Source organism: uncultured Friedmanniella sp. (genome assembly GCF_964244005.1).
Lineage (GTDB): Bacteria > Actinomycetota > Actinomycetes > Propionibacteriales > Propionibacteriaceae > Microlunatus.
This window is the reverse complement of record NZ_CAXTHG010000005.1, coordinates 115,599-136,430: the sequence shown is the minus strand read 5'-3', so window position 1 is coordinate 136,430 and position 20,832 is coordinate 115,599. Positions and strand designations below refer to the sequence as shown.

The 20,832-nt window shown below is 70.1% G+C and carries 18 protein-coding genes, 1 pseudogene and 1 riboswitch; of the genes and pseudogenes, 7 read left to right on the top strand and 12 right to left on the bottom strand.

Annotation, left to right across the window (positions count from 1 at the left end):
- Window positions 1-19 precede the first annotated feature (19 nt).
- Window positions 20-225 (top strand): annotated as a pseudogene (locus tag ACFE76_RS05005) (IS256 family transposase); the annotation flags it as partial.
- A 115-nt stretch (window positions 226-340) separates the two neighbouring features.
- Here the strand turns inward: ACFE76_RS05005 and ACFE76_RS05000 are convergent.
- The 8 genes from ACFE76_RS05000 to ACFE76_RS04965 all read right to left on the bottom strand — a co-directional run bounded on the left by ACFE76_RS05000 (window position 341) and on the right by ACFE76_RS04965 (window position 9,405).
- On the bottom strand, window positions 341-1,357 hold the full coding sequence (locus ACFE76_RS05000; protein WP_375430643.1) for an alcohol dehydrogenase catalytic domain-containing protein: 1,017 nt from the start codon (window positions 1,355-1,357) through the stop codon (window positions 341-343).
- A complete protein-coding gene (locus ACFE76_RS04995; RefSeq protein WP_375430642.1) occupies window positions 1,354-2,232 on the bottom strand; it encodes a carbohydrate ABC transporter permease in 879 nt (292 codons plus the stop codon). The genes ACFE76_RS05000 and ACFE76_RS04995 overlap by 4 nt, the downstream gene beginning before the upstream one ends.
- Window positions 2,229-3,194 (bottom strand): carbohydrate ABC transporter permease, encoded by a 966-nt coding sequence (locus ACFE76_RS04990; protein ID WP_375430641.1) that lies wholly within the window; start codon window positions 3,192-3,194, stop codon window positions 2,229-2,231. Before ACFE76_RS04990 ends, ACFE76_RS04995 begins: the two co-directional genes overlap by 4 nt.
- Before the next feature lie 76 nt (window positions 3,195-3,270).
- Complete coding sequence (locus ACFE76_RS04985) at window positions 3,271-4,680, bottom strand: ABC transporter substrate-binding protein (RefSeq protein ID WP_375430640.1); 1,410 nt, start codon at window positions 4,678-4,680, stop codon at window positions 3,271-3,273.
- 103 nt (window positions 4,681-4,783) lie between these two features.
- Window positions 4,784-5,824, bottom strand: a complete 1,041-nt coding sequence (locus ACFE76_RS04980) for a tagatose 1,6-diphosphate aldolase (RefSeq protein ID WP_375430639.1) — start codon at window positions 5,822-5,824, stop codon at window positions 4,784-4,786.
- Window positions 5,821-6,750 carry a PfkB family carbohydrate kinase gene (locus ACFE76_RS04975; protein ID WP_375430638.1) on the bottom strand — a complete coding sequence of 310 codons (930 nt, stop codon included), beginning with the start codon at window positions 6,748-6,750 and terminating at the stop codon, window positions 5,821-5,823. The genes ACFE76_RS04980 and ACFE76_RS04975 overlap by 4 nt, the downstream gene beginning before the upstream one ends.
- A 4-nt stretch (window positions 6,751-6,754) precedes the next feature.
- Window positions 6,755-8,212 (bottom strand): aldehyde dehydrogenase family protein, encoded by a 1,458-nt coding sequence (locus tag ACFE76_RS04970; RefSeq protein ID WP_375430637.1) that lies wholly within the window; start codon window positions 8,210-8,212, stop codon window positions 6,755-6,757.
- Complete coding sequence (locus tag ACFE76_RS04965) at window positions 8,209-9,405, bottom strand: mandelate racemase/muconate lactonizing enzyme family protein (RefSeq protein WP_375430636.1); 1,197 nt, start codon at window positions 9,403-9,405, stop codon at window positions 8,209-8,211. The genes ACFE76_RS04970 and ACFE76_RS04965 overlap by 4 nt, the downstream gene beginning before the upstream one ends.
- 416 nt (window positions 9,406-9,821) lie before the next feature.
- Between ACFE76_RS04965 and ACFE76_RS04960 the strand changes: the two genes are divergently transcribed.
- Both ACFE76_RS04960 and ACFE76_RS04955 read left to right on the top strand, forming a co-directional pair.
- Window positions 9,822-10,520, top strand: coding sequence for a FadR/GntR family transcriptional regulator (locus tag ACFE76_RS04960; protein ID WP_375430635.1), 699 nt, complete (start codon window positions 9,822-9,824; stop codon window positions 10,518-10,520).
- Between the two features lie 8 nt (window positions 10,521-10,528).
- A complete protein-coding gene (locus ACFE76_RS04955; protein WP_375430634.1) occupies window positions 10,529-11,233 on the top strand; it encodes an alpha/beta fold hydrolase in 705 nt (234 codons plus the stop codon).
- A 212-nt stretch (window positions 11,234-11,445) separates the two neighbouring features.
- Here ACFE76_RS04955 and ACFE76_RS04950 read toward each other — a convergent pair whose 3' ends face one another.
- The 4 genes from ACFE76_RS04950 to ACFE76_RS04935 form a co-directional block, all read right to left on the bottom strand.
- A complete protein-coding gene (locus ACFE76_RS04950; protein WP_375430633.1) occupies window positions 11,446-12,312 on the bottom strand; it encodes a TauD/TfdA dioxygenase family protein in 867 nt (288 codons plus the stop codon).
- Window positions 12,313-12,330: 18 nt separating this feature from the next.
- The gene (locus ACFE76_RS04945) at window positions 12,331-13,140 is read right to left on the bottom strand and encodes an ABC transporter ATP-binding protein (RefSeq protein WP_375430632.1); all 810 of its coding nucleotides are present in this window, start codon (window positions 13,138-13,140) and stop codon (window positions 12,331-12,333) included.
- The gene (locus ACFE76_RS04940; protein ID WP_375430631.1) at window positions 13,127-14,170 is read right to left on the bottom strand and encodes an ABC transporter substrate-binding protein; all 1,044 of its coding nucleotides are present in this window, start codon (window positions 14,168-14,170) and stop codon (window positions 13,127-13,129) included. Before ACFE76_RS04940 ends, ACFE76_RS04945 begins: the two co-directional genes overlap by 14 nt.
- A gap of 62 nt (window positions 14,171-14,232) precedes the next feature.
- Window positions 14,233-15,141 (bottom strand): ABC transporter permease, encoded by a 909-nt coding sequence (locus tag ACFE76_RS04935; RefSeq protein WP_375430630.1) that lies wholly within the window; start codon window positions 15,139-15,141, stop codon window positions 14,233-14,235.
- A 203-nt stretch (window positions 15,142-15,344) separates the two neighbouring features.
- A riboswitch (SAM riboswitch) is annotated at window positions 15,345-15,459 on the bottom strand.
- Between the two features lie 120 nt (window positions 15,460-15,579).
- Between ACFE76_RS04935 and ACFE76_RS04930 the strand changes: the two genes are divergently transcribed.
- The 4 genes from ACFE76_RS04930 to ACFE76_RS04915 all read left to right on the top strand — a co-directional run bounded on the left by ACFE76_RS04930 (window position 15,580) and on the right by ACFE76_RS04915 (window position 20,734).
- Window positions 15,580-16,719, top strand: coding sequence for an LLM class flavin-dependent oxidoreductase (locus ACFE76_RS04930; protein ID WP_375430629.1), 1,140 nt, complete (start codon window positions 15,580-15,582; stop codon window positions 16,717-16,719).
- A 125-nt stretch (window positions 16,720-16,844) separates the two neighbouring features.
- Window positions 16,845-18,173, top strand: a complete 1,329-nt coding sequence (locus tag ACFE76_RS04925; RefSeq protein WP_375430628.1) for an MFS transporter — start codon at window positions 16,845-16,847, stop codon at window positions 18,171-18,173.
- Window positions 18,170-19,618 (top strand): pyridoxal phosphate-dependent decarboxylase family protein, encoded by a 1,449-nt coding sequence (locus tag ACFE76_RS04920; RefSeq protein ID WP_375430627.1) that lies wholly within the window; start codon window positions 18,170-18,172, stop codon window positions 19,616-19,618. Before ACFE76_RS04925 ends, ACFE76_RS04920 begins: the two co-directional genes overlap by 4 nt.
- A 222-nt stretch (window positions 19,619-19,840) precedes the next feature.
- The gene (locus tag ACFE76_RS04915; RefSeq protein ID WP_375430626.1) at window positions 19,841-20,734 is read left to right on the top strand and encodes a hypothetical protein; all 894 of its coding nucleotides are present in this window, start codon (window positions 19,841-19,843) and stop codon (window positions 20,732-20,734) included.
- The last annotated feature ends 98 nt before the right edge of the window (window positions 20,735-20,832 follow it).

The following is a 20,832-nucleotide window of genomic DNA, read 5'->3' as shown; positions in this document are numbered from 1 at the left end:
GCGGGCCGCGGCGACCAGGGTGCTCACGGTAGGTCCCGAAGAAGCCTCGGCCAACGAGGCCGACAGGTCGTTGCTTGATGAGGTCGTGCGTGATGGTGCCCGCCGATGTTGGCGGCGGCCTTGCCGGCCGAGGTGGCCGCTGACAGCGAGGGCCATGCCGACCAGGTCGACGAGCTGGGTCGCCGGTGGGTGGTCCGCAACGGCCACCACGACGAGTGGGAGATGGACCACCCTGCTCCGCCCCACCCGAGCCGGGGAGACCAACCGACCCTGCGCCCACTTCTTCAAACCTCCACGCCAGATCATCGAATCCGTCAACGACCACTGACCGTGGAATCAATCATCCAGCCCATGTGGAGGGTGGTGTCACCATGATCTTTCGGCCCTCCTTGTTACGAAAGAGGTTGATCGCCGTCGGGTAGTCGTCGAGCCCGAGCTGGTGACTGACGATGACGTCAGCGTCCACGGCGCCCGAGGCCATCACGTCGACTGCCCGGCCGAAGCTGTTGAGGACCGCCATGCTCCCGACGATGGTGATCTCGTCGTGGTAGAGACGGAACGGTGAGATCCGCGCCAGCGCATCACCGCGGGCGACCCCGAACGCCTGAAAGGTCCCGCCGCGGTCGACTCGCGACAGTCCGTCCTCGATCGCTGCCACCGCTCCGGTGCAGTCGATGACGGTGCTCCAGCCGTACTCGCGCGACAGGTCGTCGGCCGAGTTCGCCACATGGTGTGCTCCGAGCATCCTGGCGGACTCGAGCCGGCCCGGGTTGGTGTCGATCACGCTCACGGACCGCGCTGACGAGGCCAGGGCGAGCTGCATCATCAGCAGGCCCATCGTGCCGGCACCGTAGATCAGGTACTCCTCGTCAATACCGCGGGGAAGAAGATCCATGCCGTGGATCGCGCAGGAGAGCGGCTCGACCAGGGCGCCGGCGTGCATCGGCATCTCCGCCGGAAGGGCGTAGCAGTTGGCCGCCGGAACGGCCGCGAACTCCGCTGCACCGCCGTTCCGGGAGATCCCGATCCCGCTGGCGTGCGGGCAGAGATTGGAACGCCCACGTCGACAGTATCGACAGACCCCGCAGGTGATCCCCGGGGAGACCGCCACCCGGTCCCCGAGAGCGACCGACCGGGCGTCCACGTCCGGGCCGAGCGCGACGACGGTGCCGGACAGCTCATGGCCCGGCACGACAGGCAGCGTGGCGAACTCGATCTCGCGGTCGATGATGTGGAGGTCCGTGCCGCAGATTCCTGCAGCGCCCACCGCGATCACCACCTCATCGCGGCCCGGCGCGGGGTCGGGCGTGGTCGAGACGTCGATCGAGCCGTCCTCGCGGATGAAGACCGCCTTCATTTCACCGCTCCGAGCGACAGGCCCTGGACCAGCTTGTCCTGAGCCGCGAACCCGGCGATCAGCACCGGGAGCGAGACGATGACCGACGCAGCACACAGGTGAGCGAGGAACAACCGCTGCCCGCTGAGGAAGCCGATCAGGTAGACCGGTGCGGTGTAGGCCTGGGTGGCGGTGAGGTTGAGGGCGAAGAGGAACTCGTTCCAGGAGAAGATGAACGAGATGAGCGCCGTGGCGGCAATACCGGGATAGGCCATCGGCAGGACGACGCGCCACAGGATCGTCCTGGTGTCGGCGCCGTCGAGCTCGGCGGCCTCGATCAGCTCCCGCGGGATCTCGCGGAAAAACTGCGCCATCATCCAGATGCCCAGCGGCAGGTTGGCGGACAGATACAGCACGACGAGCACCCACACGTTGTCGAGAAGCCCAAGGTTCTTCACGATCAGGTACATCGGCAGCAGGCCGGCCACGGCCGGCATCATCTTGGTGGACAGGAAGAAGAACATCACGTCGCGCCACTTGGGCACCTGCCGGATCGCCAGCGCGAACGCCGCCGGGATGGCCAGCGCGACCACGAGGATCGTCGGGACGATCGAAGCGATCAGCGAGTTGATCAAGGGTCCGAGGAGCTTGCCGGTCAGCAGCTCGCGGTAGTACTCGAGGGTGAGAGTGGCCGCGACAGCGGGTGGGTTCGCGACGGCGTCGACCTCCTGGTGAAATGAGGTCAGCACCATCCACAGCGTCGGCAGGACGAAGATCAGGGTCGCGAGCCAGGCGACGACGGTCAGCGCGAGCTTCCCACCGAGCCGGCGCCGAACCCGCTGACCCGTCCCGACCGAGGGGTGGAAGCGGGTGGGGCGAGCCAGTGTCGCGGTCATCGCGCGTCCTCCTTCAGCAGGCTCGAGATGACGCGGAGCGCCAAGGTGGCGACGAAGATCGAGAGGATGACCACGATCGTGCCGCCCGCCGCCGCCGCTCCGTAGTCGTACTTGCGGAAGACCATGATGTAGACCTGATAGGGCAGGTTGGTGGTTGCCGTCCCGGGCCCGCCCGAGGTGATCGTGTAGATGGCGTCGAAAGCCTGCGTGATGTAGATGACCCCCAGCAGGATCCCGAGCTCGAGGTACGGGCGAAGGTGCGGCAGAGTCAGGTACCGGAAGAGCTGCCAGGCGTTGGCGCCGTCGACCTTGGCAGCTTCGACCGCATCCGAGGACTGGCTCTGGAGCCCCGCGAGCAGGATCAGCATCTCGAACGGGACCCACTGCCAGGCCAGGGAGGCGACGATGGCCGCCATCGGGGTGTTCGACACCCAGTCTGGCTGGGGCGCGACGAAGTTGAACAGCTGCCCCAACCAGACGAGGATCCCGTTGAAGAGGCCGTAGGTCGGGTTGTAGAGCAGGTACTTCCAGATCAGCGCCGCGGCCACGGGTGTCACGAGGAACGGCGAGATCAGGAGAGTCCGTGCGAGGCCCCGGCCGAAGAACTTCTGGTTGAGCAGGAGCGCGAAGCCGAGCCCGAGGAGCAGCGCGATCAACACGGTGGCCACCGTCATCTCCACGCTGTGCACGATGGCGCCGAGGAAGCCGGAGTCGGTGACGACGTTTGCGTAGTTGCCCAGGCCGACGAAGCGGTGCGCACCGGGTTCAAGGACGTTCCACCGCACCACCGAGATGTAGAGCGTGACCAGGAAGGGCAGCTGGGTGAGCGCGAGGGTGAAGATGAAGGCTGGTAGGAGCGGGCCCCGCAGGCGCCAGAGCTTCCGACGGCTGTACTGGGGAAGAGGCTCCTTCGGCTGTCGGAGCCGCCGCTGTGAGGCTGGTGGCGCGGCAAAGGTGGTCATGTCTGCTCCTCGTCGCGAGGGACGCGAGCGGGACGGCGGCCTCGAGGACCGCCGCCCCGCACGGGCCCTGGGGGGACTACTGGTGGGCTGAGGACACCTTGTCAGCGGCGGCTGCGATCGTGTCGATCGCCTGGTCGACGCTCTTGGTGCCCGCGAGGACGGCCTGCAGCTGCTGGCCGGCCGTCGTCCCGAGGTCGGGCCACTCCGGGATGGTGAGGTACTGAATCCCGGCGTAGGGCCGCGGCTGGAGCCCGGGGTTGTTCGGGTCGGCGTGCTCCAGCGACCCGCTGGTGATCTTGGTGAAGGCGTCGTTCGCGGCGACGAAACCGGGGTCCTGGTCAACCGACTTGCGCATGTAGCCCGCGTAGTGCGACCAGCCGAGCTCCTGGGCCATGTCCTGCGGGTACTGCTTGCCGGTCACCCAGCTGATGTACTGCCAGGCCGCGTCCTTGTTCTTGGCCGCCTGAGGGATCGCCCAGCCCCAGCTCCACAACCACCCGGAGTACTCGGTCTTCACCACCGGCATGTACGCGTACCCGGTCTTGCCGGCGGCCTTGGACTCCTTCGGGTCCTCGATCGAGGGGCCAGCGGCGGAGGAGTCGATCCACATCGCGCTGGTGCCGGCGATGTAGTTGTTGTAGCAGTCCGAGACGCTCAGGCTGGCCTGTCCCTTGGGGCCGTACTTGGCGATCTCCTTGTAGAACTCCATGGTCTCGCGAAACGCAGGGTCCTTGACGCCGCTGCTCCAGTCCTGGTTGAACCAGGTCCCGCCGAAGGTGTTCAGCATGTCGGTGAACAACGCCATGTTCTGGCCCCAGCCGGCGAGGCCGCGTACGCAGACACCGGCCCGCTTCTTCGACGGGTCGTTCAGCTTCTTGGCCAGGTCGAGGATCTGCGGCCAGGTCGGGTTGTCCGGCATCGTGAGACCCTGCTCGTCGAACCAGTCCTTGCGGTAGGCGGTGAAGGTCGACTCGGTGGCGAATGGCGCCGAGTACAACGTGCCGTCGGAGCTCATGGCGTCGCGGACCGAGGGGACCAGGTCGTCGATGTCATAGCCAGGGTCCTTGGCGGCCAGCTCGCTCAGGTCGGTCAACCACTTGTTCTTGCTCCACACCGGCACCTCGTAGGGGCCCAGGTTCGTCACGTCGTACTGACCGGCGGAGTTCGCGACGTCCTGGGTGGCTTTGTCGCGCTCCTCGTTCTCCGGCAGCATCGTGTAGTTCACCGTGATCCCGGTCTTCTGTGTGAAGTACTTGTCGGTGATCTTCTGCGCGTCGAGCATCTGCGGGTTGTTGACGGCCAGCACGTTGATGGTCTTGCTCTCGCTTCCACCACCGCCTCCGCCGTCACCGCCGCTCCCGACGTTGCCGGCTCCGCCGCTGCACGCGGTGACGGCGGAGATGCTGAGCGCTGCCGTGACCAGCGTGACTGCGGTGCGGATCGTCCAGCCGCGGCGTCGCTGCCCGGCCGTGTGGAGAAGGGTCATGGGTTCCTCCTGATGAGGGGTGAGTGGGAACGTGGTGCAGGTGAGCGCGGACGACCGAGGACGGACGACCGGGTCATGCCAGATCCGAGGCTGACGGACGACCTCAGACCGTCACGGGTACCTCCGTGACGTAATGGACGGCGAAGTCCCGGTCCAGCGGATATCTCCGCTCGGGACCGCCGCCGATGGAAGGGTGCTGCGGCCAGGGAGTACCCGAGCGACGTGTCAGCTCGTTGAGCTCCCGCATGTAGGGCAGGCTCTCCTCGCGTAGGGAGGCGGTGATCGCGTCGGTGTCGGGGAACAGCTCCGGAGCCTGGGACCAGAGGGCCCGCCCGGCCAGGTAGCCGCTGGCCTGGCACCGGTAGGCGTACTCGAGGGACTGTTTGAAGTCCTGCTTGTTCATGCCGGCCGACAGCAACACCCACGGCGCCCGCAACCCGTCTGTCATCAGGTGGTAGCTCTCGAGCAGAGCCTGCCCGGCCTCGCTGTCGATCTTGGGAACACCGAACAGCGGCGCGGGCGGCTCCAACTTGTAGATGTCGACCTTGAACTTCGGGTCTCGGAACACCTGCATCGCCGCAAGGACCAGGTCCCGGCGCTCCGCCTGGTACTGCGCCGGGCTCTGGTCGGGCCGGGCGTAGACCAGGATCTCCAGCAGCATCGCGATGTCCAGCCGCTCGCACTCCTCGCCCGCGGCCTGGACGAAGTCCTCCTGGTGCTGTCGCACCTCGGGGGCGGCGTCGGCCCGGTAGAGGACGAGCACCTTGACCCCGTCTGCCCCGAGCGAGCGGGTCTTGGCTACCGACCAGCCCGGGATCGGCTCCATCATCACTCCACCAGGGGTGTGCGAGATGTCGAGGCTCTCGTAGCTGATCATCAGGCCCTTGTGCGGATCGAGCCGCTCGACCGCGTGGTAGTAGCCGTAGATCGGGTCGAGCAGGACGGCGGTCGCCTCGGACTGCAGCTCGGTGGCGAGCGAGGTCACCAGCTCGGCGACATCGGCGTATGGAGCCACGTCCACCCCCCGCCGGGCCGCGATCGACTCGGCCAGCAGCTCGCGCTGGTCGGTGGCGACGATCCGCCAGAAGCCGTCGTCGTCGGCCAGCCTGCGGAGGCCCCAGAGCTTTCCCGGAGAGATCTTCATGTCCATCCTTTCTCGATCAGGCGCGATGTATCTTCTCGGCTAGGCATCCCGTCCCAGCCGTTGCCTCGTTCGACCTTCACGGCAGCGGCGGCTGTCGCCAGCACCGCAGCGTCCTCGACACCCAGCCCCTCAGCCAGACCCAGGGCATAAGCGCCGTGGAAGACATCGCCTGCACCCGTGGTGTCGCGGGCCCGGACGGTGGGCGCCGACACGCTGCACGCACCCCCGCGGAGCCACCACAGGCTTCCGGCGGACCCGCGGGTGACCGCGACCGTGGCGTGGGGGAGCCGAGCTGCCGCCAGCTGGAGCGAAGCGACCGGGTCGGCGATCCCGGTATAGGCCCGCAGCCCGGCGTCGGCGAAGATGACGTGGTCGGACAGCGCCATCTGCTCGCCGGACCCGTTCCAGTCCGGCCGTTCGACGTCGAAGACCCGGGGGATCCCCCTCCGGCAGGCCGTAGCGAGCACCTCCAGGCTCAGCGCGGGTGACCACTGGTCGGTGAGCACAGCACCCGCGTCGCAGAGATCGGGTGGCTTCGGTGGGCCGTGCTGGCCCTCGAGCGGTACGTCACCGTAGAAGCCGATCCACCGTGCGCCGTCCGCGGCGACGAGCACGACCGCCTCCGGGGTCCGCGCGCCGGGCACCACCGCGTTGTCGCACAGCACGACCCCGGCTTCTTTCAACAGCCCGGCGAGGATGAGCCCGGTGTCGTCGTCTCCGAGGCAACCACACCAGACGCTACGTCCGCCAAGCCGGCTGATCGCCACCGCTGCGGTGGCGGCCAGACCGCCGCCGCTCACCCGGGCGCTGCGGGCCAGCTCCTTGCCCTCCGCGGTCGGTAACCGCTCGATCTCGAACACGTGGTCAAGGTTGACGCCGCCGACGCAGACCACCGCCGCGACCGCGGAGCTCCCGGTGCCGAGCACCGGGTCACGCCGTTCCGTAGCCGATGACGGCCTTGGTCTCGAGGAAGTCCTCCATCGCGATCCAGCCTTGCTCGCGACCGTTACCCGACTTCTTGTAGCCGCCGAACGGCGCGGTCGGGTCGCCGTCGGACTGGTTCAGGGTGACCTGGCCGGCTCGAAGTCGGAGTCCGACGCGACGGGCCCGGTCCGGGTCGCTGGAGGACACGTAGGCGGCCAGACCGTACTCGGTGTCGTTGGCGATCCGGATGGCCTCTTCCTCGGTGTCGTACGGCAGGATCGTCAGCACGGGGCCGAAGATCTCCTGCTGCGCGACCGCCATGTCGTTGGTGACGCCGGTGAAGACCGTCGGCCGGACGAACCAGCCTTCCCGGAAGCCGTCCGGTCGCCCCAGGCCTCCCTCGACGATCTGTGCGCCGGCCTCGATCCCGGCCTTGATCAGGGACTGGACCCGGAGGTACTGCGCCTCGCTGACCACCGGCCCGAGGTCGGTCTTCTCCGACGACGGGTCACCGGTGACGAAGCTGCGAGCGGCCGTGGCGGCCAGTCGGGCCGCCTCGTCCAGCTGAGCCCGGGCTACCAGCAAGCGGGTGGGAGCGTTGCACGACTGCCCGCTGTTCATGAAGCAGCCAGCGACTGCTGCGGGGATCACGGCGGCGAGGTCGACGTCGTCGAGCAGGATGTTCGGCGACTTGCCGCCCAGCTCCTGGGTCACCCGCTTGACCGACGGTGCGGCGGCTTCGGCCACCAGCACCCCGGCACGGGTCGAGCCGGTGAAGGAGATCATGTCGACGTCGGGATGCGCCGCCAACGCCGCGCCGACGGTGGCGCCGTAGCCCTGCAGGAGGTTGAAGACCCCGGCCGGCACCTCGGCCTCCTGCATCACCTCGGCGAACACGACCGCGTTCAGCGGGGCGACCTCGCTCGGCTTGAGCACCATCGTGCAGCCGGCCGCCAGGGCGGGGGCCACCTTGCAGAGGATCTGGTGCAGCGGCCAGTTCCAGGGGGTGATCAACCCGGTGACCCCGATGGGCTCCCGGACGATGAGGGTGCCGTCGCGGTCGACCTCGAAGGGGTAGTCACGCAGGTAGGTGATCGCGCTGGCCAGGTGTCCCCGGCCGGCCCCGACCTGCGGGCCGTGCGCCAGCCGGGTGGGCGCACCGACCTCGAGCGAGAGGACCTCAGCCAGGTCGTCGGCCCGGCGTTCGTAGGCTGCGGAGATCCGCTCCAGCACCTCGAGCCGGTCCTGCCGGCTGGTCCGGCTCCAGCCGTCGAAGGCGGCGCGCGCTGCCGCCACCGCTGCGTCGACGTCCTCCATGGCACCGGCACTGACCGAGGCGATGACCTGGTCGTCGGCCGGGTTGCGCACCTCGATGCGCTCTGTCGTGGCCGAAGGGCGCCACCGGCCGCCTACCAGCACCTGCTCGGCGTGGCAAAGCATGAACCTCTCGGACATGGCGGTCATCGCCACGGCACCTCACTCCTGGTCGACGGGGCATGTCTGCGGATGGCTTCTTCGTTCACCTCGACGCCCCAGCCAGGAGCGTCGGACAAGATCAGATGACCGTCCTCGATCACCGGCGGGGTGGTGAGCTCGTCGCGCCAGGTCGCGCCGTCGACGTCGATCTCCATGATGTGCAGGTTCGGCACCGCCGACGCAAAGCTGGCGCTGATCGCAGAAGCGAGGTGACCATAGAAGTTGTGCGGTGCCACCGCGACCGAGTAGGCCTCGGCCTGAGCGGCGATCTTGACCGACTCGAGCCAGCCGTTCCAGAGGACGTCGACGATGGCGACGTCGAAGGCTTGAGCCTCGAAGAACGGCCGGTAGCCGGCCCGCTCGTACAGCGCCTCGCCTGAGCCGATCGGGGTCGTGCCACCCCTGCGGACCGACGCCAGCCCCTCCGCGTCGAAGGTGTCGATCTCGAGCCAGGCCGGGCGGTAGGGAGCCAGGGCCCGCTCGAGCCGGGAGTAGCCCTCCAGCTCGAGGCAGAAGTTGATGTCGAAGAAGATGTCGGCGTCGTCGCCGGCACCCTGCCGCATGGCGGCCATCATCTTCTCGGCCTCGGCGATCATCCGGTTGTCGAAGGAGCGCCCGGTGGTCTGGGCAGCTCGGGCGTACGGGTTGGACCGCGACTGCACCTCCAGGTCGTCGAGGCCGGTGATGTTGGTCTTCATCGCGGTGAACCCGCGCTCGCGCACCAGCTTCCCGAGCAGGACCACGTCCTCGTAGGTGTGGAGCGCCCCGACCCCGAGATACTCGACGTAACGTCCGACCCGGTAAGTGCCACAGTGCGACCAGTACACCGGGACCCGGTCCCGGACGGTCCCGCCGAGCAGACCGGCAACCGGTACGCCCAGTGCCTTGCCCTTGATGTCGAGCAGCGCATTCTCGATGGCCGCGATGGCCTGCCGGTTCATCGCGCCCCGCGCCGGCCGCACCAGCGCGGACAGGTCGCAGGTGAGACGCTCGATGAGCAGCGGGTCCTGGCCGAGGACGTAGGGCGTCAGTGAGCTGATCACCGACCCGAGGCCCTGGTTGCCGAAGCTCTCGCTGTACTCCGACCACCCGACAATCCCGTCGTCGGTCGTGATCTTGAGAAAGGAGATGGTCCGCCACCCGAGATCACAGGCGATCGGTTCGACCTGACCTATCCGCACGTCGTCGTGTCCCTACTGCTCGATGAACGGGCATCGTTGCCGGCAATCGTTTGGCCCAGCGTCGGTCCGGCACCTGCCCGGAGACTGCCTCGCAGCCTCAAGACCCGAGGAGCCGGGACCCGCCGCGCTAGCCCGCCAGTCCATCCTCGAATCTTCTGACAGGATTTGTAGGATGTATTTTGCTTCGATGCTGACGACGATGTCAATGGCCAGTTCGCGAGGTGTGATGAGCCGGGTTCTGCGGTGCGCTGCCCGTGGTGCGCTGCCTCTGGGTGCGCTGCCTGTGTTGCGCTACCGACGCGGGCAGCGGCATGCTCGACTCAGCCAAACGGCGAAACGAGGACGTGGTGAGCACCAGACCCCACACGAGCACTACTAGGTCCACCGTGCGTCCGGCCGTCCCACCCGGGCAGTCGTTGTCGCGCTACGTCTCGGACGATCTGGTGGCCCGGATCGGCGGAGGCGAGTTCCCGCCCGGTTCGAAGCTGCCCGGGGAGAAGGAGCTGATGGCGCAGTACGGCGTCGGTCGCAACACGGTGCGTGAGGCCGTGCAGGGGCTCGTCGCGATGAAGATGCTCGACGTCCGGCCGCGGCTCGGTGCCACCGTGCTCTCGACCGCGCCTGAGCAGGCGCTGCCCCGACACCAGCTGATCTCACTGATGTCCAGCGAACTGACCGAGGATCTGTACGAGATGCGGCTGGTGCTCGAGACCGAAGCGGCTGCACTCTGCGCCCGTCGGGCCTCTTCGGAGGATCTGAGCGAGATCCGCCGCTGGCACCTCGTGCACGGGGGTGAGGTCGACTCGGGGCTGGCGCCCTGGAAGACCGATCTGGAGTTTCACAACGCGATCGCCCGCGGAACGGGCAACTCGGTCCTGCCGCTGATGCTCGGCGCCGCGGCCGACCTGCTCGCACGGGACCGGGCCGCCGCCTCCCTGCTTCCGGGCGAGGCCCGGACCGCTTTCGTGCAGCACGCGCTGGTGCTGGAGGCCATCGAGGCCGGTGATCCGGAGCTGGCGCGCGAACAGATGGCCGTTCACATCCGCACGGCAAGCGAGTACGTGAAGCGACTGCGCGAAGAGGGCCGGGGCGCCGACCTGGACGAGACTGGGTGAGGTGGACGATGAAGCTGCACATCGACGAGTTCGGTGACGGGGGCAAGACCCTCGTCCTGATCCACGGTGCCAGTGGTGATCGCGGCACGTGGCGCGACATCGTGTCGGTGTACGTCCAGCGCGGGTACCGGGTGTTGACGCCCGACCTTCGCGGGCACGGTCTCACCGGTCCAGGCCCCTCGTACGCGATCGACGACTTCGCCGGCGACCTCGTCGAGTCGCTGCCGACCGGTATCGACGTGATCGCCGGGCACTCGCTGGGCGGGCGTGTGCTAGCCCGGGCTGTGAGTGACCTCCGGCCAGGAAAGGCGGTCTACCTGGATCCGGCCTTCGGCCCGCTGGATCCCGACGCCATCGCTGACGGCACGTTCCCCCAGTTCGTCGACGGCACCCCGATGACCCGCGACGAGCTCTTCAGCTTCCACCCCGAGTGGACGCCGAGCGAGATCGACCAGTCACTGGCCTCGTACTCCCGCTGGTCGGCTGAGATGCTGCGCGCTCCCGGGATGCTCGATATCGACGTGATGCCGCCGTCGCCGCCCGTCGTGCCGTCGTTGATCGTGCTGGCCGACCCGTCCGACTTGGTCGGAGCTGATCAGCGGCGACAGCTCGAGGCCGCCGGGTATGAGTTCCGCGTCCTGGCGGGCGCCGGCCACGTGCTCCACGCCGACGACCCTGAAGGCTTCGTCGCCGTGCTCGACGGCTGGGTGTGAGCTGCTGTCCGCACGGCACGACTGCAGGTACGACTGGCCTTGACCCCGTCGGGTGGACACCTCGCCAGAGCCGCGGACCAGGGCGACCAGCGACGACGGCCCTGGCCACGCGCCTGACGGCGCGCCACCGCTGACGGATGCTCCGCAGTTGCGCTGAGCGGCCCGGAACCGCCTCACCGCTCGATCGCCGGAGCATTGGTCAGCGGCTGGCCTCAGCGGGCCGGCCCCCAGGGCCGGTCGCCGGCCAGGGTGATGCGCCGCATCACCCGCTGGGCGGTGTAGTCCCGGTTGGCGTAGTGCAGGGTGCTCCGGTTGTCCCACACCCCGAGGTCGCCGACGTGCCAGCGGTGCCGGACCGTGTTTTCGGGCTTGGTGAGGTGGGCGTAGAGCAGGTCGAGGATGCCTCGGCTCTCGGCCTCGGAGACTCCCACGATGTGGGAGGTGAATCCCGGGTTGACGAACAGCCCCTTGCGTCCGGACTCGGGGTGCACGCGGACCACCGGGTGCACGACCGGCGTCAGCTCGGTGACCGTCTTGCCGTCCCACTCGTTGCCCTGGCCACGGCGGCCGTGCTTGAGGTGGTGGCCCCACTCCCGGTTCCCGTCGTGCACGGCGTCGAGGGAGTCGACGAGCCGCTGGACCGGGGCCGACAGCGACTCGTACGCCAACTGGCTGTCGGCCCAGCTCGTGTCGCCCCCGGTGGGCGGCAGCTCCACCGCCCGCAGGATCGAGGCGAGCGGCGGGTGCTCCATGAACGTCACGTCCGTGTGCCAGACGTCGGAGAACGAGAAGTCCGGGTCGGCGCTGTCGATGGAGTAGACCTCCGGATGGGCCGCGTCCAGCGGGGCCGCCACCGGATGGGCGGCGGTCAGCTGGCCGAGCCGGCGACCGAACTCGACCTGTTCGTCGTCGGTCAGGTCCTGTCCCGGGAAGAACAAGACCTTGTGGGCGACGAGCGCTTGCCGGAGAGCGGCGACCTGGCCGTCGTCGATCGCGGCAAGGTCGAGGCCGTGGACCTCGGCGCCGAAGGACGGGCCGAGCGGCTCGAGGGTCGAGGCAGCGGGAGCGGTGAGAGTCATGCTGAGTCCTTCCGGTGGTCAGGCCGCCGCGGCACGGACGGCGTGAGCGACGGTGCTGCGCGCGGTGGCGTAGGCGGGCAGGGCCCGGATCTCGTCCGGAGTCGCCCCCGTCCGGGGCAGGTCGACCGGCAGGTCGAGGGCGATCTGGCCCGGCCGCTTGCTCAGCACGATGACGCGGCTGCCGAGGAACACCGCCTCGTCGACGCTGTGGGTCACGAAGACCGACGTCCGGTGAGTCTCGGCACTGACCTGGCGCAGGTCCTCCTGGAGACGCTCGCGGGTGAGGGCGTCGAGGGCGGCGAACGGCTCGTCCAGCAGCAGCAGCTGAGAATCCACCGCCAGGGCGCGGGCGATCGCGACCCGCTGCTGCTGACCACCGGAGATCTCCCAGATCCGCCGGTGGGCTATCCCGTCGAGACCGACCCGGTGCAGCAGGGCGTCCCGCCGCGCGACGCGCTCGGACGCCGCCAACCCGGCGTAGCGCAGGGCCAGGTCGACGTTGCTGCCGACGGTGCGCCAGGGCAGCAGCCGGGGCTGTTGGAAGACCAGCCCGGCTCCCCGTCCTGGCTCCGGCGCGGCGCCGGCGACGGTGACCCGTCCGGTCGACGGCTCCTCGAAGCCGGCGATCAGTCGCAGCAGGGTGGACTTGCCGCAGCCGGACGCCCCCACCAGCACGAGGAACTCTCCCGTGTCGATCCGCAGGTCGACGGGACCGAGGGCGGTCACGGCCTGGTCGCCGCGGCCGTACCGGCGCGTCACCTGCTCGACCTCGACGGCTGCAGCGGTCCCCGTCGTCGGGGCGGTCCCCGAGGTGCTAGTTGAGGTCACTGGACAGACCCTTCCGGTAGATGGCGTCGTCGAAGACCTTCTGGTCGGGCGCGGCCGGGATCTGCTTCTGCTCAGCCAGGAAGACCGCGGCGTCGTGCAGGTAGGTCGAGGCTTTGCCGACCGACTGCTCCGTGCCCAGCCAGGTGGGACTGGTCAGCTCCGCCGACGTCAGGTACACGCCCTGCTTCAGCTGCCCGGCGGCCTCCTCGGGGGTGATGCCGAGCTCGGCGGCCACAGCCTGGTTGGCCTGGTCGGGCTGGTCCTTGATCGTGGTCAGGGCCTGCGCCTCGGCCTTGCGCCAGGCGTCGACGGCCTCAGGGTGCGCGCTGATGAAGGCGTCCGACACCACGCCCAGGTCCAGCGTCGGCTTGCCGGCGGTGGCGAGGTCCTTGCTGGCCACCAGCGTCTTGCCGGTCTTGCGCAGCTCGTCCAGGTTGGGCAGCCAGGTGTACGCGGCGTCGATGTCCCCGCGCTTCCAGGCCGCGAGGATGTCCTGCGGCTCGAGGTCGACCAGCGTCACGTCCTGCTCAGTCAGCCCGGCCTGCTTCAGGGCGACGAGCAGGCTGTAGTGCGCGGTCGAGCTGAACGAGGTGGCGATCTTCTTGCCGCGCAGGTCGGCGACCTTGGTCACCCCGGAGGCGTTGGAGGCGACCAGCGCCTCGTTGTCGCCGGCCACGTCGAGGATGAACGCGACCTTGTAGGGCAGGTTCAGCGGCCCCGACAGACCGCGGGCGACCGGACTCGACCCGATGGCGGCGACGTCGACGGCCTTCGCCACGTACGCGGTGTTGATGCTGGCGCCGGAGTCGAAGACCTTCCACTCGATCTTGTAGTCGGGCAGCGCCTTCTCCAGCAGGCCCTGGTTCTTGACGATCAGGTCGCCGCTGGGGAACTTCTGGTAGGCGATGCGGATCGTCTTGTCCTCCGGGGCCGCAGCACCCCCTCCCCCGCCGCAGGCGGCGAGCGTGACCAGGGAGGTGGCGGCGAGACCGGCTCCGAGAGCACGGAGGAAACGGCGGCGAGGGTGCATGGGTGGTCCTTCGGATCGGTACGGGATTGCTGCAGAGGAAGAGAACGAGGGGGTGGTGGTCGTCATCGCCCGCGCCAGGGGGCCAGCCGGCGGCCGGCGGCGCTGAGCAGGCCGTCGATGACCAGGCCGGAGATGCCGATGGCGATGATGCCGACCAAGACCTCGGCGGTGTTGTTGTAGCGCTGGGCGTCGCGGACCATCCCGCCGATGCCCGGCAGGCCGTTGATCGTCTCGGCCGCCACCACCGAGGAGTAGGCGATGCCCACAGCGATCCGGATGCCGGTCAGGATCTCGGGCAGGGCGGCGGGCAGGATCACGTCGCGGATGGTGTCGATCCGCCGGGCTCCCAGGGCCCGGACCGACTCGACCAGGCTGATCGGCGCCGAGACCACCGCCGCAGCCGTGGCCACCGCGACCGGGGGCAGCGCCGCCACCGCCAGCAGCCAGATCTTCGGCGTCTCGTCGATCCCGAACCAGATGACGAACAGGCTGAAGTAGGCCAGCGGCGGTAGCGCCCGGACGAAGGTCACCAGCGGCTCAGCCATCACCCGTACCCAGCTCACCGTCCCCAGGACGACGCCGAGGACGAGCCCGCCGGCGATGCCGATGGCCGAACCGATCAGGATGCGGCGCAGGCTGACGGCCAGGTGCTCGATCAGCAGCTGGCCGTTGTAGCCGCGGACGCCGTCGTGGGTGGTGTTGAGCTGCACGAACGTGTCCCAGACCAGCCCCGGGGAGGGCCGGATGACCGGGTCGTCCTCACCCCAGGCCGCGACGGCCCACCAGACGCCGATCAGCAGCACCACGGCCAGCAGCCGCAGGCCGAGCCGTCGGCCCAGTCCGCCCCGAGCGCCCAGGACAGCCGACGTGTCGCCGGCGTCCAGGGAGCCGGACCGGGCAGGTGGTGCCGGCCGAGCTCGGGTGGCGTCGGCGGGCGTGGTGGGCGGAGGACGGTCGTCGACCAGAGTCATGGGTGTTCCTTGGACGGAGTGGATGCCGGGTACGACGGGGTCGTACCGCGCGGCTGAGGGGAAGTCGGGCTGAAGCCGGGTGGGGGGTCTGGAGCCTGGTTCGTGCTCTGCGGAGGTTGCTCTCAGGGGCTAGCAACACCGGTGGCGGCGACACATCATGACCATGGGGCGTACCTGTTCGGGTCGAGGCCCGTCGGAGACGAGACCAGCGCTTACAGGAGCGGGGTTCGGCTCCTGTCGGGTCCTCACCTGGGGCACCCCACCGCGAGCGAGGGTTGCCGATCAGCCAGCCAGGGCTTGAAGCTGATACTCATGACCTGGCCAGAACAGTAGAGATCCAGGCGCGGGGTGTCAATCCCTGCAGGGAATGTAGGGAGAGACCGGACAAGGCTAGTGTTTCGCCGTGCTCCTTGCCACAGCCGGCCCGAAAGGTGAGGGATGGCGCTGACCTTTGACTGGTTCCTGCCCACGACCGGTGACAGCCGTTCCCTCGTCGGCGGCGGGCACAGTGTCCCGACCGACCTCGGCCGCGCCGGCGGATCGATCGACACTGCCGGTCGCTTCCGGGAACCAGACCTGCGATATCTCGCCCACGTGGCCCGGACGGCCGAGGACCTGGGCTTCGACGCCGTGCTGACGCCGACGGGAACGCCGTGCGAGGACGCCTGGGTCGTCACGTCCGCGTTGATCACGCAGACCGAGCGGCTCAAGTTCCTGGTCGCACTGCGGCCCGGCCTCATCGCCCCGACGCTGCTCGCCCAGATGGCGTCGACCTTCCAGCGGCTCTCGGGCGACCGGCTGCTGCTCAACGTGGTGGTCGGTGGCGACCGCTCCGAACAGCTGCGCTTCGGCGACCGGATCGACAAGGACAGCCGGTACGCCCGGGCCGCGGAGTTCCTGCAGGTCTTCCGCGGCTCCTTCGGCAACGAGGGCACCGACTTCTCGGGCACCTTCTACGACGTCGAGGACGCCCGGACCCGCCAGCCGGCCACCGTGCCGCCGATCTACCTGGGCGGTTCCTCACCCGCCGCCGGGGTCGTGGTGGCGCACCACGTCGACGTCTACCTCACCTGGGGCGAGCCGCCTGCCGACGTGGCCGCCAAGGTCGACCGGATCCGGGCGCTGGCCGCCGAGGCCGGCAGAGGCGTCCGGTTCGGGGTCCGGCTGCACACGATCAGCCGGGACCGCTCCGAGGACGCGTGGACGGTTGCCGACGACATGCTCGCCCAGCTCGACCCGGCGGAGGTCCGGCGGACGCAGGCCGTGCTCGCCTCGAGTGAGTCCGAGGGGCAGCGGCGGATGCGCGCCCTGCACGGCGGCACGGCACCGTCGGACGCCCACGCCCTGGAGATCCATCCCGGCCTCTGGTCCGGTATCGGCCTGATGCGCAGCGGCGCCGGCACCGCGCTGGTCGGCAGCCACACCGAGGTGGCCGACCTGATCGCCGAGTACGCCGCCGTCGGTATCGACGAGTTCGTGATGTCGGGCTACCCCCACGTCGAGGAGGCCTACTGGTTCGCCGAAGGCGTCCTGCCGATCCTCCGTCGGCGGGAGCTCCTCTCCGACACTCCGCCCTGAGAATCGACCCCCAGACGCGCCAATCATGACCGCGGAGGCACTATTGCCCCTTCTCGGGGTCGATTTCCAGGGCGGGGGCCGCGACACCCGCCTACCCGCGGGGCCGGCTGGGACACAATGGGCGCGTGCGCGGGCTGTCGGGACGACTTCGGTTCGGGTACGCGCTAGGTGGGGTGGCGACCGGGTCGTTCGGTACGGTCCCCGGGTTGCTGCTGCTGCCCTACCTCACTGACACCCTCGGGATCGCCGCGCTCGCCGCCGGACTGATCGTCTTCCTCCCGAAAGCGGTGGACGTCGTCCTCAACCCGCTGACCGGACGGGTCAGCGACCGACTGGCCGACCGCTCGGGCCGGCGCCCGTTCCTGCTCGTCGGCGGGCTTGGCCTGGCCGTCGGCTTCGTGCTGCTCTTCTGGGGTCCGCAGGGTCCGGCCGCCTTCGCCGCCGGCTGGGTGGTGGTGGCGTTCACGCTCTGCGCCGTCGCGTACTCGGTCTTCCAGGTCCCCTACGTCGCCCTGCCCGCCGAGCTCACCGACGACCCGCGCGAGCGGACGGTCCTGCTCACCTGGCGGGTCGCGGTGCTGGCGGTCGCCATCCTGGCCAGCGGGGCGACCGCACCCGTGATCCGCGACGCCGTCGGCGGGGCGGCCGGCTACCGCGCGATGGCTCTCGCCGTGGCCGGGCTGATCGTCGTGGGCGCGCTCGGCGCCTGGTGGGGTACGGCGGGGGCGTCGGTCCGCAGCGTGCCCTCACCGGTCGGTGGTCTGGCCGTGCAGCTGCGGCTCGCGCTCGGGGTCGCCGACTTCCGCCGGCTGCTCGCCACCTTCGTGCTGCAGGCGCTGGCCATCGGCTGCATGCTCGCCGCCGTGGACTACCTCGCGCGGGAGGTGCTCGGCAGTCCCGGCGCCTCGGCGGTGCTCTTCGCCTGCTTCGTGGGTCCGGCCCTGCTGGTGACACCGCTGTGGCGGCAGGTGGCCGACCGGACCGGCAAGAAAGCCGGCTACCGCGCGTCGTCGCTGCTGCTGGCGGCCGCGGCGCTGGGGCTGCTGAGCGCCGGACACACCCCCGTGGCGGTGACCTTCGCGCTGACCGCCCTGGCCGGGGCCGGCTACGCGGGCTGCCAGCTGTTCCCGCTGGCCATGCTGCCCGACACCGCCGCCGACGACGCCACCCGGACCGGTGAGAACCGGGTGGGCGTGCTGACCGGCATCTGGACCGCCGGGGAGACGCTGGGGCTTGCGACGGGTCCGGCGGTGCTCGCCCTGCTGCTCGCGCTCGGCGGCTACGTCTCCTCGCGCAGCGACCAGGTCGTTCAGCCGGCGAGCGCGGGCACGGCGATCACGGTCGGCTTCTCGGCGGTCCCGGCGGCCCTCATCCTGCTCAGCCTGCTGGCCCTGCGCGGGTACGGGTCGCCCGCCCGGGTCCGCTCGACCACCGAGGACGTGGTGATGCCGTGATCTCCGACGGGAGCACCGCCGACGAGGTGCGCGCCGCCCTGGACGCACTGCGCCGCTCCGACCTGCCGACCACCGGGGGCCGGACGCTGGCCTACGTCTACGACTCCGGCCTCGCCGAGGCCGACGCGCTCGGCCGCGAGGCGCTCGCCGCGTACGGGGGGACGAACGGTCTCGACCCGACCGCGTTCCCCTCGCTGCGGGCGATGGAGCAGGACCTGGTCACGACCGCCGCCGACCTGTTGGACGGCCCGCCCGGCACGGTCGGCACCGTCACCTCCGGCGGCACCGAGTCGCTGCTGCTGGCCGTCCAGACTGCGCGCGACTCCCGGCCCGACGTCGCCCGGCCCGCCATGGTGCTGCCCACCTCCGCGCACGCGTCGTTCCACAAGGCCGGGCACTACTTCGGGGTCCGCTGCCACTTCGTGGACGTCGATCCCGAGACCGGACGGGCCGACGCGGCGGCGATGGCGGAGGCCATCAGCCCGGACACCGTGCTGGTCGTCGCCTCTGCCCCCTCGTACGCGCACGGGGTGGTCGACCCGGTGACCGAGATCGCCGCCGCCGCGGCCGCGCACGGCGTCCGCTGCCACGTCGACGCGTGTATCGGCGGCTGGCTGCTGCCCTACCTCCGCCGCGACGACCCGACGCTGCGGCCCTTCGCCTTCGACGTGCCCGGGGTGACCAGCGTCTCGGTCGACCTGCACAAGTACGCGTACGCCCCGAAGGGCACGTCGCTGCTGCTCTACCGCGACTCCGCGCTGCGCCGGCCCCAGCTCTTCGCCAGTGCCGCCTGGCCGGGCTACACGATGCTGAACTCGACCCTGCAGTCGACGAAGTCCGGCGGTCCGCTCGCCGCGGCGTGGGCGGTCACCCGCTACATCGGCGACAGCGGCTACGCCGAGCTGGCCCGGACGGTACGCCGCGGGGTCGAGGCGCTCGTCGCCGGCGTCGACCGGATCGACCACCTCCGGGTGCTGTGCACGCCCGAGTCGAGCCTGGTCGCGGTCACCGCCGACGCGTCGGTCGACGTGTTCAGCATCGCTGACGAGCTCTTGGCCCGCGGCTGGTACGCCCAGCCCCAGCTGCGCTTTGGGCCGTTCCCGGCCAGCCTGCACCTCTCGGTCAGCGCGGCGACCGTACCGCTGCTGCCGGAGTTCCTTGTCGCCTTGGGCCAGGCGGTCGACGCGGTGGTCGCGACCGGACCGATCGGGGTCGACCCGCAGGTGCGCGGAGCGCTCGCGGCGGTGGACCCGGCGACCCTGGACGACGCCGGCTTTGACGCGCTGCTGACCCTCGCCGGCCTCGGCGCAGCCGGCGGATCGGGCGGCCTCGCGCTGCCCGAGCGGATGGCGCCGGTCAACGCCCTGCTCGACCTCGCTCCCCCGCCGCTGCGCGAAGCCCTGCTGCGCGGCTTCCTCGACCGGATCAGCCGACCCGACCGCTGAGGCCCCGGCGGATCCCGTGCGCGCTCCAGCACCTCGTCCGCCCGATCTCCCCTGCTGGAGCGCGCCGTCGACCGAGCTCAGCGGTGTAACGTGTGAGGACGTCATCCAGCGGCCGCAGGTTTCTCGGCCTGCAGCTGGCCTCCAGCCGTACGGCCGCCACCCGGGAGTCGGCACCTTCCCCCACCGTCGCATCGCCGACTACGCAGGTCCTTGGAGACCACCATGACCGACTTCACGAAGTGGCAGGGGCCCGCTGTTGGCCGCCGCGCCGGCAACGTGGTCCTGACCATGACGCCCCACCGAGCGAGGGTACTGGCCACCGCGATCTGGCTGGCCGACCGCCCCGAGTGGCTCGACGCGCTGGCGGAGGACCTGTCCGTCGCCGCCGACGAGCCGGACACGATCACCGGCCAGGTGCCGCCCGCGAAGGCTGACCAGCAGGCGCCGACCCCGATCATCAAGCTGAGGGCGCTGCCCGGCCCCGACGACGTGAGCCAGCACGCGGACATGAGTACCGCCGAGGCCCTCGTCGCGGCGCTGGCCCGTGAGGCCGAGGTCGACATCCAGGTGGCGCTCGGACTCGAGGCCGCGGCCAGCCAAGCCGCGTTGCTGGCGCTCGATGCCGTCGCCGCTGCTGCCGAACGCACCGCGCTCGCGGCCGCGGCAGCCAGCGACGCTCAAGCCCTGGCCACGGCTCGCTCGGCAGCCGCTATCGCCGAGACCGTCCGAGCGACCGCGACCGCGGTGCGGCTGCGCGCCGACGAAGAAGCGGACCGGGTGGCCCACGCGGCGTCCGATCAGGCCACACGGGTCGCACTCTCCTCGACCGACCCGCACGACGTCGACGTCGCGGCCGAGGCCACCATGATCGCCGCGGGAGTATCGGCGGCCGCGGTCGTGATCGCCCACGACGTCGCTCTGCACGCCACGGAGGTGGCTCGGGCGGCGGCCACCGCAGCGATGGAGGCGGCCGCCGCCGCGGCCGATGCGGCCATGGCCCTGGAGCTCACCGTCCGGAGCACCGCGGCCGACGTGCAGACGGTGGCGACGCTCACGGCCCGCCGGGTCGCCAACGAGACGGCCAGAGCCGCCGACACCGTGCTGGCCTCGCGGTAGCGGGCTGGCCGCGCTTCGCCACGCCCGACCGAGACGTCTCGTGCCGCGAGCACGATAGATCGTGAGTACCCGACGCGTTGACCCGGGCCGCACCAACC